Genomic DNA, 16,880 nt, shown 5'->3' on the forward strand with positions numbered 1-16,880 from the left:
CACCACACCCAGCCAAGGAGATCTGATGAGAAAGATGCGAACGCAGCGTGCTATCGCGGTCCTCGCCAGTGTGCTGCTCATCGGCGGCGTGGCGGCCTGCGGCAACAGCGACACCGGCGGCGGCGGGTCCAAGGACGACGGCAAGATCACCATGGGCTTCTCCCAGGTCGGCGCCGAGAGCGGGTGGCGTACGGCGAACACCACCTCGATCAAGGAGTCGGCGGCCGCGGCGGGCATCGAGCTGAAGTTCGACGACGCGCAGCAGAAGCAGGAAAACCAGATCAAGGCCATCCGCAACTACATCCAGCAGAAGGTGGACGTCATCGCCTTCTCGCCGGTGGTGGAGTCCGGATGGGACACCGTGCTCAAGGAGGCCAAGGACGCCGGCATCCCGGTCATCCTGACCGACCGCTCGGTCGACTCGGCCGACAAGAGCCTCTACAAGACCTTCCTCGGCTCGGACTTCGTCAAGGAAGGCAAGCTCGCGGGCGAGTGGCTGGTCGAGCAGAAGAAGGGCGCCACGGGCCCGGTCAACATCGTCGAGCTGCAGGGCAACACGGGTGCCGCTCCGGCGAACGACCGCAAGAAGGGCTTCGGCGAGGCGATCGCCGCCAACCCGAACCTGAAGATCATCGCCTCGCAGCCGGGTGACTTCACCCGGGCGGGCGGCAAGCAGGTCATGGAGCAGTTCCTCAAGGCCAACCCGAAGATCGACGTGCTGTTCGCGCACAACGACGACATGGGTCTGGGTGCTCTCGAGGCGATCACCGCGGCCGGCAAGGTGCCGGGCAAGGACATCACCATCATCACGGTCGACGCCGTCAAGGACGGTATGCAGGCTCTCGCCGACGGGAAGTTCAACTTCATCGCGGAGTGCAGCCCGCTGCTCGGCCCACAGCTGATGGACCTCGCCAAGAAGGTCAAGGCGGGCGAGACGGTGCCGGCTCGGATCGAGACCGAGGAGACCACCTTCACCCAGGAGCAGGCCAAGGAGGCTCTGCCCAACCGCAAGTACTGATCGACGTAAAGGGGTCGCCGCGCTCGCGTGGCGGCCCCGCCGCGTCGCCCCGTAAACCCGAACGGACCGGGCATGACCCGCGACGACCCACGCCCCGCCCGCCCGAGCCCCTCTCCAGGGGCCGGGCGGGCGCGGTGGGAGCGCAACGGCCCATCCGCGTCGACAACCCCCAGAAGAGGTCTGATGGGATGACGGATAGCCGTCCGGTCCTGACGATGACCGGGATCAGCAAGTCCTTCCCCGGGGTGCGTGCACTCCACGACGTCAACTTCCGGCTCTTCCCCGGTGAGGTGCACGCCCTGATGGGCGAGAACGGCGCCGGGAAGTCGACCCTCATCAAGGTGCTGACCGGCGTCTACGACACCGACGACGGCACGATCACCCTCGGCGGTGAGCCGGTGTCCTTCAGCGGACCGATGCAGGCCACGGCCGCCGGGGTGAGCACCGTCTACCAGGAGGTCAATCTCTGCACCAACCTCTCGGTGGCGGAGAACATCTTCATCGGACGTGAGCCGAGACTGTTCGGCGCCGTCCGCTGGGGCGAGGTCCGCCGGCGCGCCCGCGCGCTCCTGCGCCGCCTCGACCTCGACCTCGACGTCAGCGCGCCGCTGGGCTCGTACTCCCTCGCGATCCAGCAGATGGTCGCGATCGCCCGCGCGATCGACATCCAGGCCCGGGTGCTGATCCTGGACGAGCCGACGTCCAGTCTCGACGCGGGTGAGGTCGCGCAGTTGTTCCGCATCATGCGGCAGCTCCGCGACGAGGGCATCGCGATCCTGTTCGTGACGCACTTCCTCGACCAGGTCTACGAGATCGCCGACCGCATCACGGTGCTGCGCAACGGCGGGCTCGTCGGCGAGTACCTGACCGCCGAACTGCCCCAACTCGGCCTCGTCGAGAAGATGATCGGCAAGGAGCTCGACGTCCTCGAGGGGATCGAGGAGCACTCCCGGCGCGACCTGGCCGCGATCGAGGAGGGCACCCCCCTGGTGGCGGTGTCGAAGCTGGGCAGGGCGGGCGCGGTCGAGCCGTTCAGTCTGACCATCCACCCCGGTGAGGTGGTGGGCCTCGCCGGCCTGCTGGGCTCGGGGCGTACCGAGGTGGCGCGGTTGTTCTTCGGCGCCGACCGGGCCGACGGTGGGCAGGTCGCGATCGACGGCACGTCGGGCAGCCTGCGTACCCCCGCGCAGGCCATCGACCAGGGCGTCGGCTTCTGCTCGGAGAACCGTCGCGCCGAGGGCATCGTCCCCGACCTGTCGGTCCGCGAGAACATGATCCTCGCCATGCAGGCCGCCCGGGGTTGGCTGCGGCCCATCCCGCGCCGCCGACAGGACGAACTGGTCGACAAGTACGTCAAGGCGCTCAACATCCGTCCGGCGGACCCGGAGGTGCCGGTCCGCAACCTCTCCGGCGGCAACCAGCAGAAGGTGCTCCTCGCCCGCTGGCTGATCACCGAACCACGGCTGCTGATCCTGGACGAGCCGACCCGCGGTATCGACATCGGCGCGAAGACCGAGATCCAGCGGCTCGTGGCGCAACTGTCCGACGGTGGGATGGCGGTGCTGTTCATCTCGGCCGAGTTGGAGGAGGTGCTGCGCCTCAGCCACAAGGTGGCGGTCATGCGGGACCGGCAGATGGTCGCGCAGCTCGCCAACAACGAGGACCTCGACGCGGAGCGCATCATGCAGACGATCGCGAGTGGATCCCACCGGGAGGAGGCGGACCGATGAACGACACGAAGGGCCGCTATCGGACGATGATCGGTCACCGGCTGTTCTGGCCCGTCGCCGTGCTGGTGGTCATGCTCGCCGCGAACACGATCTACCGGCCCGGGTTCCTGTCCATCGAGCTCAAGGACGGGCACCTGTACGGCACGCCGATCGACATCCTCCGGCTGAGCGCCCCGCTGATCCTCGTGGCGCTGGGCATGACGCTGGTCATCTCGACCGGCGGCATCGACCTGTCGGTCGGCTCTATCTGCGCGATCAGCGGCGCGGTCGCCTGCATGTACATCAGCAAGCAGACCGACCAGAGCAGCCTCGCCGTGGTGCTGACCGCCCTCGCGATGGCGTTCGGTATCTCGCTGGTGCTGGGCGCCTGGAACGGGGTGCTGGTGGCCGTGATCGGTATCCAACCGATCATCGCCACGCTGATCCTGATGGTGGCCGGTCGCGGCCTCGCCCAGCTGATCACCCAGGGCCAGATCATCACCATCAACTCGGGGCCGTTCCGGGCCATCGGGTTGGGTCACCTGCTGACCCTGCCGCTGGCCATCTTCATCGCGCTCGTCGCCGCACTGCTCGTCGCCGCGTTCACCCGTCGCACCGCGCTCGGCATGATCGTCGAGTCGGTGGGCGGCAACGCCGAGGCGAGCCGACTGGCGGGCATCCGGTCCAACCGGGTCATCTTCCTCGTGTACGTGCTCAGCGCCGCCTGCGCCGCGATCGCCGGTTTCATGATGACGGCCAACGTGTCCAGCGCCGACGGCAACGCCGTCGGCCTCTGGGTGGAGCTGGACGCCATCCTGGCGGTCGTCATCGGCGGTACGTCGCTCGCCGGTGGCCGGTTCTACCTCAGCGGCACCATCCTCGGGGCGCTGATCATCCAGACCCTGACCACCACGGTGTACGCCATGAACATCTCGCCGCAGACATCGCTGCTGTTCAAGGCGGTGGTCGTCATCGCCGTGTGCCTGATCCAGGCGCCGGCCTTCCGGGCCCGGTTCAGCCGGCGACGGAAGAGCACCCCGCCGCCGCGCCCCGTCGCCGACAAGCCGAAGGAGCAGGTGCCGGCATGACCACCGGATCGCTCACCGCCCCCCGCCGCACCCGGTTCCGGCTGCCCCGGCGGCAGGTGCCGGTGCTGGCCACGCTCGCCCTACTGCTGGTGATGTACGGCATCGGCGTGTCCCAGTACACGGCGTTCTCGAACGTGCAGGTCATCTTCAACGTCTTCATCGACAACGGCTTCCTGCTCGTCGTCGCGGTGGGCATGACCTTCGTGATCCTCACCGGCGGCATCGATCTGTCGGTCGGATCCGTCGTCGCCATGACGGCGATGGTGTCGGCGTCGCTCTTGGAGAAGGGCCTGCCGCCGGCGCTCGTACTCGTGATCGCGCTGCTCATCGGGCCGACGCTCGGCCTGTTGATGGGCTGTGTCATCCACTTCTTCGACATCCAGCCGTTCATCGTCACGCTCGCCGGGATGTTCTTCGCCCGGGGCATGTGCACGTTCATCTCGGACTCGTCGATTCCGATCACCGACGGTTTCTGGACCAGGATGTCGCAGGAGCGGATCGGCGATCCCCGGGGCAACTTCGTCTCGATCAGCGTGCTGATCGCCTTCGCCGTGGTGCTCGTCGCCGCGTACGTGCTGGCGTACACCCGGTTGGGACGGAGCGTCCACGCGATCGGCGGCAACCCGCAGTCGGCGCTGCTGATGGGCCTGCCGTTGGGGCGTACCCGGATCGCCGTCTACACGATCAGCGGGCTCTGCTCCGCGATCGGCGGAATCCTGCTGTCGTTCTACACCCTCTCCGGGGCGCCGCTGATCGCCGTCGGCATGGAGCTGGACGTCATCGCCGCCGTCGTCATCGGTGGCACGGTGCTCACCGGCGGCTCGGGTTACATTTTCGGCACCGTGCTCGGCGTGCTGGTCCTGGGTGTGATCCAGACCCTCATCACGTTCGACGGCAGCCTCAACTCCTGGTGGACCAAGATCGTGATCGGCGGCCTGCTCTTCGCGTTCATCCTCCTGCAGCGACTCATCGGAATCCGTTACAAGTGACCGCCCCTCTCGCGGAAGGCAACCCCATGGCACCACACCCCGAACCCGAGATCTGGTTCCTCACCGGCAGCCAAGGCATGTACGGCGAGGAGACGCTCCGGCAGGTCGCCGAGCAGTCCCGCCAGATCGCGGCCACGCTCGACGACTCACCGCAGATTCCCGCCCGGGTGGTCTGGAAGCCCGTCCTGACCAACAGCGGTGAGATCCTGCGGGTCTGCCGGGAGGCCGCCGCCCAGGGCGCGATCGGGGTCATCGCCTGGATGCACACGTTCTCGCCGGCGAAGATGTGGATCGCCGGGCTGGACGCTCTGCAGACGCCGCTGCTGCACCTGCACACCCAGGCGAACGTCCTGCTGCCGTGGGACGACATCGACATGGACTTCATGAACCTGAACCAGGCCGCGCACGGCGACCGTGAGTTCGGGTACATCCAGACCCGCCTCGGCGTGGCCCGCAAGACGGTCGCCGGGCACGTCAGCGACCCGCGGGTGACCGCCCGGGTCGGCGCCTGGGCCCGGGCGGCGACCGGCTGGTCGGCGATGCGGTCGCTGCGCCTGGCCCGCTTCGGCGACAACATGCGCGACGTCGCGGTCACCGAGGGCGACAAGGTCGAGGCGGAGCTGCGCTTCGGGGTGTCGGTCAACACCTACGGCGTGAATGACTTGGTCGAGGTCGTCGGCGAGGTCGCCGACGCCGACGTGGACGAGCTGGTCAAGGAGTACGGCGACACCTATCGCGTGGGCGCCGAACTGCTTCCCGGCGGTGAGCGGCACGACTCGCTGCGGTACGCCGCCCGCCTCGAGTTGGGTATGCGTGCCTTCCTGGAGGCCGGTGGGTTCCGGGCGTTCACCACGAACTTCGAGGACCTCGGCAGCCTGCGTCAGCTCCCCGGCATCGCCGTCCAGCGGCTGATGGCGGACGGCTACGGCTTCGGCGGCGAGGGCGACTGGAAGACGTCCGTCCTGGTGCACACCATCAAGGCGATGTCCGTGGGGGTCTCGGGCGGCACGTCGTTCATGGAGGACTACACCTACGACCTGACCCCGGGCCAGGAGGTGGTGCTCGGGGCGCACATGCTCGAGGTCTGCCCGACCATCGCGTCCGACGTGCCCAACGTCGAGATCCACCCGCTGAGCATCGGCGGCCGGGAGGATCCGGTGCGGCTCGTGTTCGACGCCGCGCCCGGTCCCGCGGTGGTGCTCGGGTTGGCCGACATGGGGGAGCGGTTCCGGCTGGTGGCGAACGAGATCGACGTCGTGCCGCCGCCCCAGCCGCTGCGCCGGCTGCCGGTGGCGCGCGCCGTGTGGCGACCGCGGCCGGACCTGCCGGTCTCCGCCGAGTCCTGGATCACCGCCGGTGCCCCGCACCACACGGTGCTGTCGCAGGCGGTGGGCGCCGAGGAGCTGCACGATCTGGCCGAGATGAGCCGGACCGAGCTGGTCGTGATCGACGCCGAGACCACGACGCGCCGCTTCGCCGACGAGATCCGCTGGAACCAGGCCTACTACCGGCTGGCGCGCGGCTTCTGACCTGAGCCGAAGCCTCTGGTGAACCGGGTGGTCCACCCCTGCCTACGGGCCGGGTGGACCACCCGTTCGTGTCCGCGTCCGGGCTCTGCGGCGCGCGTTAGCAGGCCCGCGGGCCGGTTGTGTTACGCCTTGACTAAGAGCATGTTATCGCTCACAGTCTATAACCAAGGTGGTCGATGTCGTTGCCTGGTCCGGCCGTGCGCGCGTCCTAACCCCTCGTCGTCGGCATCGTGCTGTCGTGACGCCCGGGGCGTGCTGTTAGCGATCACATGGCCGGCCGTGGTCAGCTTGGTGCCCCGCCCGGTGCCGCGGACGCCGGCCCAGAGCCGCACGGTTCGCGTCAGCAGAGGAGGATCATGCTTTCCATCGGTCGGGTTCCCCGGGGTGCGCCACGCCGGCGCAACTGGGTGTCGAGATTGGCCGTCGCCGCGACGGCACTGGTGGTCGGTGGGGCGGCCGCGGCGGTGGCCGCAGCGCCCGCGTCGGCTGCCACCGTCGACACCAGCGCCTGGTATGTCCTGGTGAACCGCAACAGTGGCAAGGCATTGGACGTGTACAACTCGGCCACGAACGACGGTGCGCGGATCACGCAGTGGACGCGTAACAACGGCAACCAGCAGCAGTGGCAGTTCGTGGATTCGGGCAGTGGCTACTACCGGGTCAAGTCGCGGTTGTCGGGCAAGGTGTTGGACGTTTCCGGCCGTTCGACCGCCAATGGTGGGGCGATCGTGCAGTGGTCCGACAACGGCGGCACCAACCAGCAGTTCCGGCTCGCCGACTCCGACGGCGGCTACGTCCGGCTGATCAACCGCAACAGCAACAAGGTCATGGAAGTCCAGAGCGCCTCGACCGCCGACGGCGGCAACATCGTGCAGTACGACGACTGGAACGGCGCGAACCAGCAGTGGCAGCTCGTCCGCGTCGACGGCGGTGGTAACCCGACCACGCCGCCGCCCACCACGCCGCCCCCCACCACGCCGCCACCGTCGAACGGCACGTTCTCGAACCCGGCCATCTGGCAGGACTTCGCCGATGTCGACATCATCCGGGTGGACAACGTCTACTACCTGACGTCATCCACCATGCACTACTCGCCCGGCGCGCCGGTCCTGCGCTCGTACGACCTGGTGAACTGGGAGTACGCCGGGCACGCCGTGCCCCGGCTCGACTTCGGCTCGAAGTACGACATGAGCGGCGGCAACGCGTACGTCGACGGGATCTGGGCCTCGACGTTGAACTACCGGCCGAGCAACCGGACGTACTACTGGGCCGGGTGCATCGACTTCGCGCAGACCCACATCTACACCGCGTCGGCCGTCGACGGCACCTGGAGCAAGCACACCACCATCCCCAACTGCTACTACGACGCCGGCATGCTGATCGACGACAACGACACCATGTACGTGGCGTACGGCAACACCACGATCAGCGTCGCCCAGCTCTCCGCCGACGGGAAGTCCCAGGTACGCGCCCAGCAGGTGTACCAGACCCCGTCGAGCATCGGCACGCTGGAGGGCGCCCGGTTCTACAAGCGCAACGGGGCCTACTACATCTGGCTCACCCGGCCGGCCAACGGCCAGTACGTGCTGAAGTCGACCAACGGCCCGTTCGGTCCGTACGAGCAGCGTCAGGTGCTGCTCAACCTGCCCGGTCCCATCTCGGGCGGCGGCGTGCCGCACCAGGGCGGTCTCGTGCAGACCCAGAACGGCGACTGGTACTACATGTCGTTCGTCGACGCGTACCCCGGTGGTCGGATGCCCGCCCTGGCGCCGATCACCTGGACCAGCGACGGCTGGCCGGTGCTGCAGACCGTCAACGGCGCGTGGGGCAGCTCCTACCCGAAGCCCAACCTGCCCGCTCCGCCGCGTGCGGTGAAGCCGCTGACGGGCACCGACACGTTCGCCGGCACCACCCTGGGCCCGCAGTGGGAGTGGAACCACAACCCGGACAACAGCCGGTGGTCGGTCAACAACGGGCTGAACCTGCAGACCGCCACGGTGACCGGCGACCTGTACGCGGCGCGCAACACGTTGACGCACCGCATCCAGGGCCCCACGTCGACCGCCACCATCGAGCTCGACTACTCCACGATGCGCGATGGTGATCGCACCGGCCTGGCGGTGCTGCGTAACTCGTCCGCCTGGATCGGCATCAAGCGGGACAACGGATCGACGCGTCTGGTGATGCAGAACGGTCTCACGATGGACGGTAACTGGAACACCACCAGCACCGGCAGCGAGGCGGCGAGCACAGCCGTCTCCGGCGGGCGGATCTGGTTGCGCGCCAATGCCGACATCAGACCGGGCTCGGGCCGGCAGGCGCGCTTCTCGTACAGCACCGACGGCGTGAACTTCACGTCCTTCGGCAACGCCCTGACGCTGGCGAACAACTGGCAGTTCTTCATGGGCTACCGGTTCGCCATCTTCAACCACGCCACCCAGGCGCTCGGCGGCTCGGTCGCGGTCCGCCGTTTCGACCTGACCACACCGTGACGCCGGTCACACAACGAGTGAGGTGACGGCATCACCCACCCCGCAGGGGGAGGGTACGCGTCGTCGCAGCAGGCCAGTCGCCGCCCTGTTCCACGCTCTGTCCAGGAGCTTGGAGCGGGGCGGCGGCCCGTTGCGGCCGCTTCCGGCCGAGGGCCACGGCGCGGACGTGCGAGCGGAACTACGGCGCGACCTGGCACACGCCGTGTCGTTCGCGTTCAGCCGTGCCGTGTCCGGGGCGATCGCTGGCGTAGACTGTCGGCGATCCAGCGCTGGTCACCTGCGATTCAGCACCGGCGTGGTGGCTGAGCGAGGGGGATCGGGCCGGGCCGCTCCAGTCAACGTCGACGGGCCGCGGGTCGGGTTGAAGGCGGGGAGAGTGAAATGGCCGTCCACGGTCCCGCGATGACAGACGTCGCTCGTCTGGCCGGTGTCTCCCATCAGACGGTGTCGCGGGTGCTCAACGGGCACCCCAACGTGCGTGAGCAGACCCGGTTGCGGGTGCGGGCGGCGATCGCCGAGCTCGGCTACCGCCCGAACGGCGCGGCGCGCGCCCTGGTGACCGGCCGGTCCCAGGTCATCGGCGTGGTGGCACAGAACACGACCCTCTACGGTCCGGCGTCGCTGCTGGCCGCCCTGGAGCAGACCGCCGCGGCGGAGGGCTTCGCCGTCAGCGTCGGCAGCGTCCGCGACCTGGACCACCGCTCCATCTCGGCCGCGGTCGAGCGGCACCTGGCGCACCGGGTCGCCGGCATCGTGGTCATCGCGCCGGTGGAGTCGGCCGGCGAGGCGTTGGAGCGGCTACCCAAGGACGTTCCACTGGTGACGGTCGACGGTGACCCGCACCGTCCGGTGCCGTTGGTGACGGTCGACCAGGTGGCGGGCGCGCGGGCGGTGACCCAGCATCTCCTCGACGCCGGGCACCGCACGGTGTGGCACGTGTCGGGGCCGTCCGACTGGTTCGACAGCGCCGGTCGTATCGAGGGCTGGCGTGCGGCGCTGCTCGCCGCGGGGGTGGAGCCACCGCCCCTCATGCACGGGGACTGGTCGGCGGCGTCGGGCTACCGCTGCGGGCAGATGCTCGCCCGGATGCCGGAGGTGACCGCCATCTTCACGGCCAACGACCACCTCGCCCTGGGCGTGCTGCGGGCGCTGCACGAGTTCGGGCGCAAGGTGCCGGCCGAGATCAGCGTCGTGGGTTTCGACGACGTGCCGGAAGCGGCGTACTTCATTCCGCCGCTGACCACCGTCCGACCGGATTTCGACGCGGTGGCGCGGGCGAGTCTGCAGATGTTGCTGACCCAGATCGAGTCGGGCAACGGAAACGGCGGCGGCGCCCTGCGCCAGACCATCGCGCCGACACTCGTCGCCCGCGACAGTGTCGCTCCTCCGCGCCGCTAAGCGCGTCGATGCCTCGTGACCTGCGTCAGCCGATCAACTGTCGGGAGGGGTTGCGCGAGGTCGTGCGGTTGGGGAAGTCTCCGTTACGAGACCGTGACACCGGTATTTCGGATCAAGTGTTGACGTGCACTATGTGAGCGCTAACACTACCCGAAAGATGACAGGTGGCCCCGGCGGTCGGCGGGGGGAAATCGGGAGAGGAGATGCCCGTGAGCAGGAAATTCCTGGTTGCTCTCGGTAGCGCGGCGTTGGCATTGAGCCTGGCGGCGTGCAGTGGTGGAGGCGCCGGCAGCGGCGACAACACCAGCGACAAGAAGCCGGGGGACCTGACGATCGGCGTCGCGATGCCGACGCAGACCTCGGAGCGGTGGATCGCCGACGGCAACGCGGTGAAGTCGAAGCTGGAGTCCAAGGGTTACAAGGTCGACCTGCAGTACGCGGGCGACGACATCCCGACCCAGTCGCAGCAGGTCGACCAGATGATCACCCAGGGCGCGGACGTCCTGATCATCGCGGCCATCGACGGCACCGCGCTCAGCGGTCAGCTGCAGGCCGCCGCCGACGCGAAGATCCCGGTCATCTCGTACGACCGGCTCATCCGCGGCAGCAAGAACGTCGACTTCTACGTCAGCTTCGACAACTACAAGGTCGGCGTGGCGCAGGCCACCGCCCTCCTGGTCGGGCTCGGCCTGCAGAACAAGGACGGCTCGAAGGGCACGGCCAAGGGTCCGTTCAACATCGAGCTGTTCGCCGGCTCGCTGGACGACAACAACACGCAGTACTTCTTCGGCGGCGCGATGGACACCCTCAAGCCGTTCATCGACGCGGGCACGCTGAAGGTGAAGTCGAAGCAGACCACCAAGGAGCAGGTGGCCACCCTGCGTTGGCAGCAGGAGACCGCGCAGAAGCGCATGGAGGACCTGCTCACCTCCAGCTACAACGACGGCTCGGTCGTCAACGGGGTCCTCTCGCCGTACGACGGCATCTCCCGGGGCATCATCACCGCGCTGCAGAACGCGGGCTACAGCGCTACCGGCAAGAAGAAGCTGCCCGTGGTGACCGGCCAGGACGCCGAGATCGCCTCGATCAAGCTGATCAACGACGGTGTGCAGAACTCGACCGTCTTCAAGGACACCCGCCTGCTGGCCGACCAGGCCGCGAACGCCGCCGAGGCGTTCCTGCAGGACAAGACGCCGCAGGCCAACGACAGCGAGACGTACAACAACGGGGTCAAGGTCGTCCCGTCGTACCTGCTGCCGATCGCGACCGTCTACAAGGACGACATCAAGGCGACGCTGATCGACTCCGGCTACTGGACGGCGGAAGAGGTCGCCGCCGGTCAGGCCAAGAAGTAGGTCACCTCGTCGGGCTCGGCGGGCGACCGCCGGGCCCGACGCCGTGATCGAGCAACGTCCAGACCGACAGAGGACAGTGACCATGGACGACACCATCCTCGAGATGCGTCGTATCACGAAGACCTTCCCCGGAGTGACCGCGCTGGAGGACGTCAGCCTCGCGGTACGTCGGGGAGAGATCCACGCCATCTGCGGCGAGAACGGCGCCGGCAAGTCCACCCTCATGAAGGTGCTCTCCGGTGTCCACCCATCCGGCTCGTACGACGGCGAGATCCTCTTCGACGGCAAGCCAATGCAGTTCCGGGGCATCCGCGACAGCGAGGCCAATGGCATCGTCATCATCCACCAGGAACTCGCCCTGGTGCCATACCTGTCGATCGCCGAGAACCTCTTCCTGGGCAACGAGCGGCGGGGTCGTACCGGCCTGATCGACTGGAACCGGGCCAACGCCGAGGCCGCGGAGCTGCTGGCGTCCGTCGGGCTGCACGAGAACCCCGTGACCCCGGTCATCCAGCTCGGCGTCGGCAAGCAGCAACTCGTGGAGATCGCCAAGGCGCTGTCGAAGAAGGTGCGCCTGCTCATCCTGGACGAGCCGACGGCCGCCCTCAACGACGTCGACTCGGCGCACCTGCTCGGCCTGCTCCGACAGCTCAAGGAGCGGGGCATCACCTGCATCATGATCTCGCACAAGCTCAACGAGATCACCGCGATCGCCGACTCGACCACCGTCATCCGCGACGGTCGTACGGTGGAGACCCTGGACATGCGCGCCGACGACGTCAACCAGCAGCGCATCATCCGGGGCATGGTCGGCCGCGACATCGAGAGCTTCTACCCCGACCGCGAATCGTCGCCCGGCGAGGAGGTGCTGCGGATCGAGGACTGGTCGGTGCGGCACCCGACCCAGGAGCGGATGGTCGTCGAGGACGTCAACCTGTCGGTGCGCGCGGGCGAGGTGGTCGGCATCGCGGGGCTGATGGGTGCCGGCCGGACCGAGTTGGCGATGAGCGTCTTCGGCCGCTCCTACGGCCGCGACATCAAGGGCAAGCTCTTCATGCACGGTCGGGAGGTCAACGCCCGCAACGTCGCGGAGGCCATCGACAACCGCATCGCGTACGTCACCGAGGACCGCAAGCGGTACGGCCTCAACCTCATCGACGACGTCCGGCGCAACGTCTCCGCCGCCGCTCTGGACCGGCTGGCCCGGTACGGCTGGGTGAACGGCAACGAGGAGATCAAGGTCGCCGAGTCGAGCCGGCGGGACATGAACATCAAGACCACGAGCGTGATGGCGGTGGTCGGCAAGCTCTCCGGCGGCAACCAGCAGAAGGTCGTGCTGTCGAAGTGGCTCTTCACCGACCCGGACGTGCTGATCCTGGACGAGCCGACGCGCGGGATCGACGTCGGCGCCAAGTTCGAGATTTACACGATCATCAACCGGCTGGTGGCCGCCGGCAAGGCGGTGATCGTCATCTCCAGCGAGCTGCCGGAGCTGCTCGGAATGTGTGACCGCATCTACACCCTCGCCGCGGGCCGGATCACCGGTGAGAAGCCGGTGAGCGAGGCGACCCAGGAGAGCCTCATGGAGCTGATGACAAAGGACAAGGAGCTCGTCGGATGACCAGCATCAAAACCCCTTCGACGGAGCGCCCGACACCGTCGGACACCGCACCGGCCGCCGCTCTGCACACGGGGACGAGCGACCTGCGGGCCCTGGTGCTGAACAACCTCCGGCAGAGCGGGATCTACGTCGCCCTGGTCGTCATCCTGGCGCTCTTCGCGGTACTGACCGACGGGGTGTCACTGAGCCCCGGCAACATCACCAACATCGTCCTGCAGTACTCGTACATCCTGGTCCTCGCGATCGGCATGGTCATCCTGATCATCGGCGGGCACATCGACCTGTCGGTGGGGTCGGTGGTCGCGCTGACCGGCGCGGTGTCCGCCGTCCTCGTGATCCAGCAGGGCCACCCGTGGTGGCTGGGTGTACTCGCGGCGCTGGCCGTCGGCATCGCCGTCGGCGCGTGGCACGGCTTCTGGGTGGCGTACGCCGGCATCCCGGCGTTCATCGTGACCCTGGCCGGCATGCTGCTGTTCCGGGGTCTCACCCTGCGGGTGCTCGACAACATCTCGCTGTCGCCGTTCCCATCCGAGTACCAGAAGGTGGCGGCGGGCTTCCTCAACGGCCTGCTCGGCGGCAACGGCTTCGACGCCTTCACGTTGTTGATCGGCGCGATCGCCGTGGCCGGGTACGCGGTGAGCGGCTTCCGCACCCGCCTGGCGCGTATCCGCTACCAGCAGCCGGTCGAGTCGTTCCCGCTGTTCGTGGCCCGGGTCGTCCTGGTGGGCGCGGTCATCATGTACTTCGCCTGGCAGCTGGCCCACGCTCGGGGCCTGCCGATCGTGCTGATCATCCTGGCGGTGCTGGTGCTGGTCTACGGTCTGCTCACCCGGCGGACGGTCTTCGGTCGTCAGGTCTACGCGATCGGCGGCAACCTCTCGGCGGCGGCGCTGTCCGGCGTGAAGGTCCGCACCGTCAACTTCTGGATGTTCGTCAACATGGGCTTCCTCGCGGCCGTGGCGGGCGTCATCTACTCGTCGCGGTCCAACGGCGCGCAGCCCGCGGCCGGCAACATGTTCGAGCTGGACGCGATCGCGGCGGCCTTCATCGGCGGCGCGGCGGTCACCGGCGGCGTGGGCACCGTGGTCGGCGCGATGGTCGGTGGTCTGATCATGGCGGTAATGAGCAACGGCATGCAGCTCATGGGCGTCGACCAGTCGACGCAGTCGGTGGTGAAGGGGCTCGTCCTGCTCGTCGCCGTCGCGTTCGACGTCTACAACAAGCGCCGCGCGGCCGGCACCCGCTGACGCACTGACCGCACGTACGTGTGCCCCTGCCCCTACCGGGGGCGGGGGCACACGTCGCTCGGCCCTCCGGACGCCGAAACCCACACACCTCAGGTGCGAGCGGACGCCGTCATCGCCGGTGCGGTCGAGCCGGGGGCGTGGTGGCACGTTGGTGGCTGGTCGTGGCCACGTCGGTGGTGGGCTGGCCTGACGGGTTGCCGATCGACTGGCTGCCCGCGTGCCCTGACCAGGAGTTCTCGGGGTAGAGGCCGACGGCCGGGAATACCTCGCCTCGGTGCTGCTGCCGGGCGTGATATGCGTCCCGCGCCATCTGATGGTCGCTCATGCCCGCCTCTTTCAGCAGCGTGATGACCGCCTGGGTTGCCTGTGCATTCAACGCAGTTGTGAGGTGGTGCTGTTCGCCGTACGGTCCGGGGTCGTGGAAGACCCCGTCACGGAGCGCCTCGGCCAGTTTGGTGACCAGGTCCTCAGGCAGACTGTCGTGGATGGTGAACCTCGGAGGAATCTTCTGGGAACCGGTGGTCAGCGCTTCGGCTAGTGGCCTCAGCTGGTAGCGCGGGTCCGAGAAGGTCGCGGTGAGCTGGCTGAGGCTTTGGATCGCCGCTTGGCGCGCCTCGCCGAAGTCCGGATGCTGCACACCCAGCCGTCTCGCTGCATCGATCGCCGCGGCGGCTGCCACCTGGGAGCTGTGGAGCTCAGGCAACAAATCAAACTTCTCCATTGACTGATTCACCATAGAGGTTACGAAATTCTCGTTGTCGGTTGACGGGACACCGATCCAGAACAACCGCTTCCCAACCTCTTCGAGTAGCACGGCGGCACTACGTATCTTAAATCTCGCGGTGGCGATCAGTGTGCCGCATTGCCTCAGCAGCCCGTTAGCCTCGTACAGTTCCGTCTCGGCGTTGCCGTTCGAGTGCTGCAGCTTTATTACAGTGGACTGCGTCAGATCGCTCGCCTTGTCGAGCCGGATATCGGCCTCTCGGCCATAGCGGGCGGCCATTTTCGCCAGGAGGGCCGAGGGCATGTAGTCCAAGAGAGAGTGCATTGCTTCTTGGGGACTGATGTCGGGGTTGCGTGCTCGGGTGTCGATGATGTTTCCCGCGTTGTCGTACAGGTGCCAGTTGTGGTTGGGCTGCTGCTCCCATGGTGCCACTGGTAGGTCTCCCGGTTAGGTGTTCTGTTCGGTGCGGGGTACTACGGTGGGGCCGGGGGTGGTTCAGCCGGCTCGTCGATTTTGGGGGCCTGTTCGCTCCAGGTCGTCGCGTTGTCGGACAGGTGCTGTGTCAACACCGGTAGGTGCGCCCTGACGCCGTCATCGCCGGTGCGGTCGAGCCGGGGGCGTGGTGGCACGTTGGTGGCTGGTCGTGGCCACGTCGGTGGTGGGCTGGCCTGACGGGTTGCCGATCGACTGGCTGCCCGCGTGCCCTGACCAGGAGTTCTCGGGGTAGAGGCCGACGGCCGGGAATACCTCGCCTCGGTGCTGCTGCCGGGCGTGATATGCGTCCCGCGCCATCTGATGGTCGCTCATGCCCGCCTCTTTCAGCAGCGTGATGACCGCCTGGGTTGCCTGTGCATTCCGCGTCGTTGTGGTGCGGCCCTGTTCGCCGTACGGTTTGGAGTCGATGAAGACCCCGCGACTGAGCGCCCGCCCCATTTTGATGACCAGGTCCCGAGGCAGAGCGCCGTGGATGTAGCTCGAAGGGATCTCCCGGGAACCGGTGGTCAGCGCTTCGGCTAGTGGCCTCAGCTGGTAGCGCGGGTCCGATAAGGTCGCACTCATCTCGCTGACGCTGGCGAACGCCGCGTCGCGCACCCCGCCGAAGTCCGGATGCTGCACAGCCAGCCCTCTCGCTGCTCTGACCGCCGCGCCGGCCGTCACCCGGAAGCTCGTGAGCTCAAGCATCAATTTAACCTTCTCCGAGCACTCATTGAACATCTCGGTTACGAATTTCTCGTTGTCGGTTGACGGGGCGCCGGTCTGGCGCCACCGAATCTGAACCAAGCCGAGTAGCTCGGAGGCATTATGAATCTTAACGCTCGCGGTGGCGATCGAATCTCCGCACGCCGTCTGCGTCCCGTAAGCATCGGCCAGTGCCCACGAGGACACCGCTGACGATGCCACGTCTCTCTCGGTGCCGGCCGAGTGCAGAGATATTAGAGTCATCCGCGTCATTTCGCGCGCCTTGTCGAGCTGGATAGCGGCCTCTCGGGCAGCGAATGCGGCCATTTCCGCCAGGGTGGCCGCGGGCATGTTGTCCAAGAGGCGAAGCATTGTTTCTTGGGGACTGATGTCGGGGTTGCGTGCTCGGGTGTCGACGACGTTCCCCGTGTCGTCGTACAGGTGCCAGTTGTCGTTGGGCTGCTGCTCCCATGGTGCCACTGGTAGGTCTCCCGGTTAGGTGTTCTGTTCGGTGCGGGGTACTACGGTGGG

Annotated in this window: 12 protein-coding genes; 10 read left to right on the top strand and 2 right to left on the bottom strand. The window is 67.6% G+C overall.

The window, feature by feature from the left end; genetic code table 11:
- The first annotated feature begins 25 nt into the window (after positions 1-25).
- From ACLQ25_RS00265 to mmsB, 10 genes are all read left to right on the top strand, one after another.
- Positions 26-1,018, top strand: a complete 993-nt coding sequence (locus ACLQ25_RS00265; RefSeq protein WP_425727949.1) for an ABC transporter substrate-binding protein — start codon at positions 26-28, stop codon at positions 1,016-1,018.
- A gap of 188 nt (positions 1,019-1,206) precedes the next feature.
- Positions 1,207-2,748, top strand: coding sequence for a sugar ABC transporter ATP-binding protein (locus tag ACLQ25_RS00270; protein ID WP_425727951.1), 1,542 nt, complete (start codon positions 1,207-1,209; stop codon positions 2,746-2,748).
- Positions 2,745-3,815, top strand: coding sequence for an ABC transporter permease (locus ACLQ25_RS00275; RefSeq protein ID WP_425727953.1), 1,071 nt, complete (start codon positions 2,745-2,747; stop codon positions 3,813-3,815). Before ACLQ25_RS00270 ends, ACLQ25_RS00275 begins: the two co-directional genes overlap by 4 nt.
- Positions 3,812-4,804, top strand: coding sequence for a galactofuranose ABC transporter, permease protein YjfF (gene yjfF / locus ACLQ25_RS00280; RefSeq protein ID WP_425727955.1), 993 nt, complete (start codon positions 3,812-3,814; stop codon positions 4,802-4,804). The genes ACLQ25_RS00275 and yjfF overlap by 4 nt, the downstream gene beginning before the upstream one ends.
- Before the next feature lie 26 nt (positions 4,805-4,830).
- Positions 4,831-6,333, top strand: coding sequence for an L-arabinose isomerase (gene araA, locus ACLQ25_RS00285; RefSeq protein WP_425727957.1), 1,503 nt, complete (start codon positions 4,831-4,833; stop codon positions 6,331-6,333).
- 356 nt (positions 6,334-6,689) lie between these two features.
- Positions 6,690-8,825, top strand: a complete 2,136-nt coding sequence (locus tag ACLQ25_RS00290) for a family 43 glycosylhydrolase (RefSeq protein WP_425727959.1) — start codon at positions 6,690-6,692, stop codon at positions 8,823-8,825.
- A 402-nt stretch (positions 8,826-9,227) separates the two neighbouring features.
- A complete protein-coding gene (locus ACLQ25_RS00295; RefSeq protein ID WP_396802060.1) occupies positions 9,228-10,223 on the top strand; it encodes a LacI family DNA-binding transcriptional regulator in 996 nt (331 codons plus the stop codon).
- Between the two features lie 203 nt (positions 10,224-10,426).
- Complete coding sequence (gene chvE / locus ACLQ25_RS00300; RefSeq protein WP_425727962.1) at positions 10,427-11,578, top strand: multiple monosaccharide ABC transporter substrate-binding protein; 1,152 nt, start codon at positions 10,427-10,429, stop codon at positions 11,576-11,578.
- 82 nt (positions 11,579-11,660) lie between these two features.
- Positions 11,661-13,199: a multiple monosaccharide ABC transporter ATP-binding protein gene (gene mmsA / locus ACLQ25_RS00305; RefSeq protein ID WP_425727964.1), complete on the top strand. Its 1,539-nt coding sequence runs from the start codon at positions 11,661-11,663 to the stop codon at positions 13,197-13,199.
- Positions 13,196-14,446, top strand: a complete 1,251-nt coding sequence (gene mmsB / locus ACLQ25_RS00310; RefSeq protein WP_396802054.1) for a multiple monosaccharide ABC transporter permease — start codon at positions 13,196-13,198, stop codon at positions 14,444-14,446. The genes mmsA and mmsB overlap by 4 nt, the downstream gene beginning before the upstream one ends.
- A 109-nt stretch (positions 14,447-14,555) precedes the next feature.
- On the opposite strand, the gene ACLQ25_RS00315 is transcribed toward mmsB, so the two are convergent.
- Positions 14,556-15,602 (bottom strand): hypothetical protein, encoded by a 1,047-nt coding sequence (locus ACLQ25_RS00315; protein ID WP_425727966.1) that lies wholly within the window; start codon positions 15,600-15,602, stop codon positions 14,556-14,558.
- Between the two features lie 159 nt (positions 15,603-15,761).
- Positions 15,762-16,829, bottom strand: a complete 1,068-nt coding sequence (locus tag ACLQ25_RS00320) for a hypothetical protein (RefSeq protein ID WP_425727968.1) — start codon at positions 16,827-16,829, stop codon at positions 15,762-15,764.
- Positions 16,830-16,880: the final 51 nt, after the last annotated feature.

It is taken from the genome of Micromonospora sp. DT44, from assembly GCF_049841635.1.
Taxonomy (GTDB): domain Bacteria; phylum Actinomycetota; class Actinomycetes; order Mycobacteriales; family Micromonosporaceae; genus Micromonospora.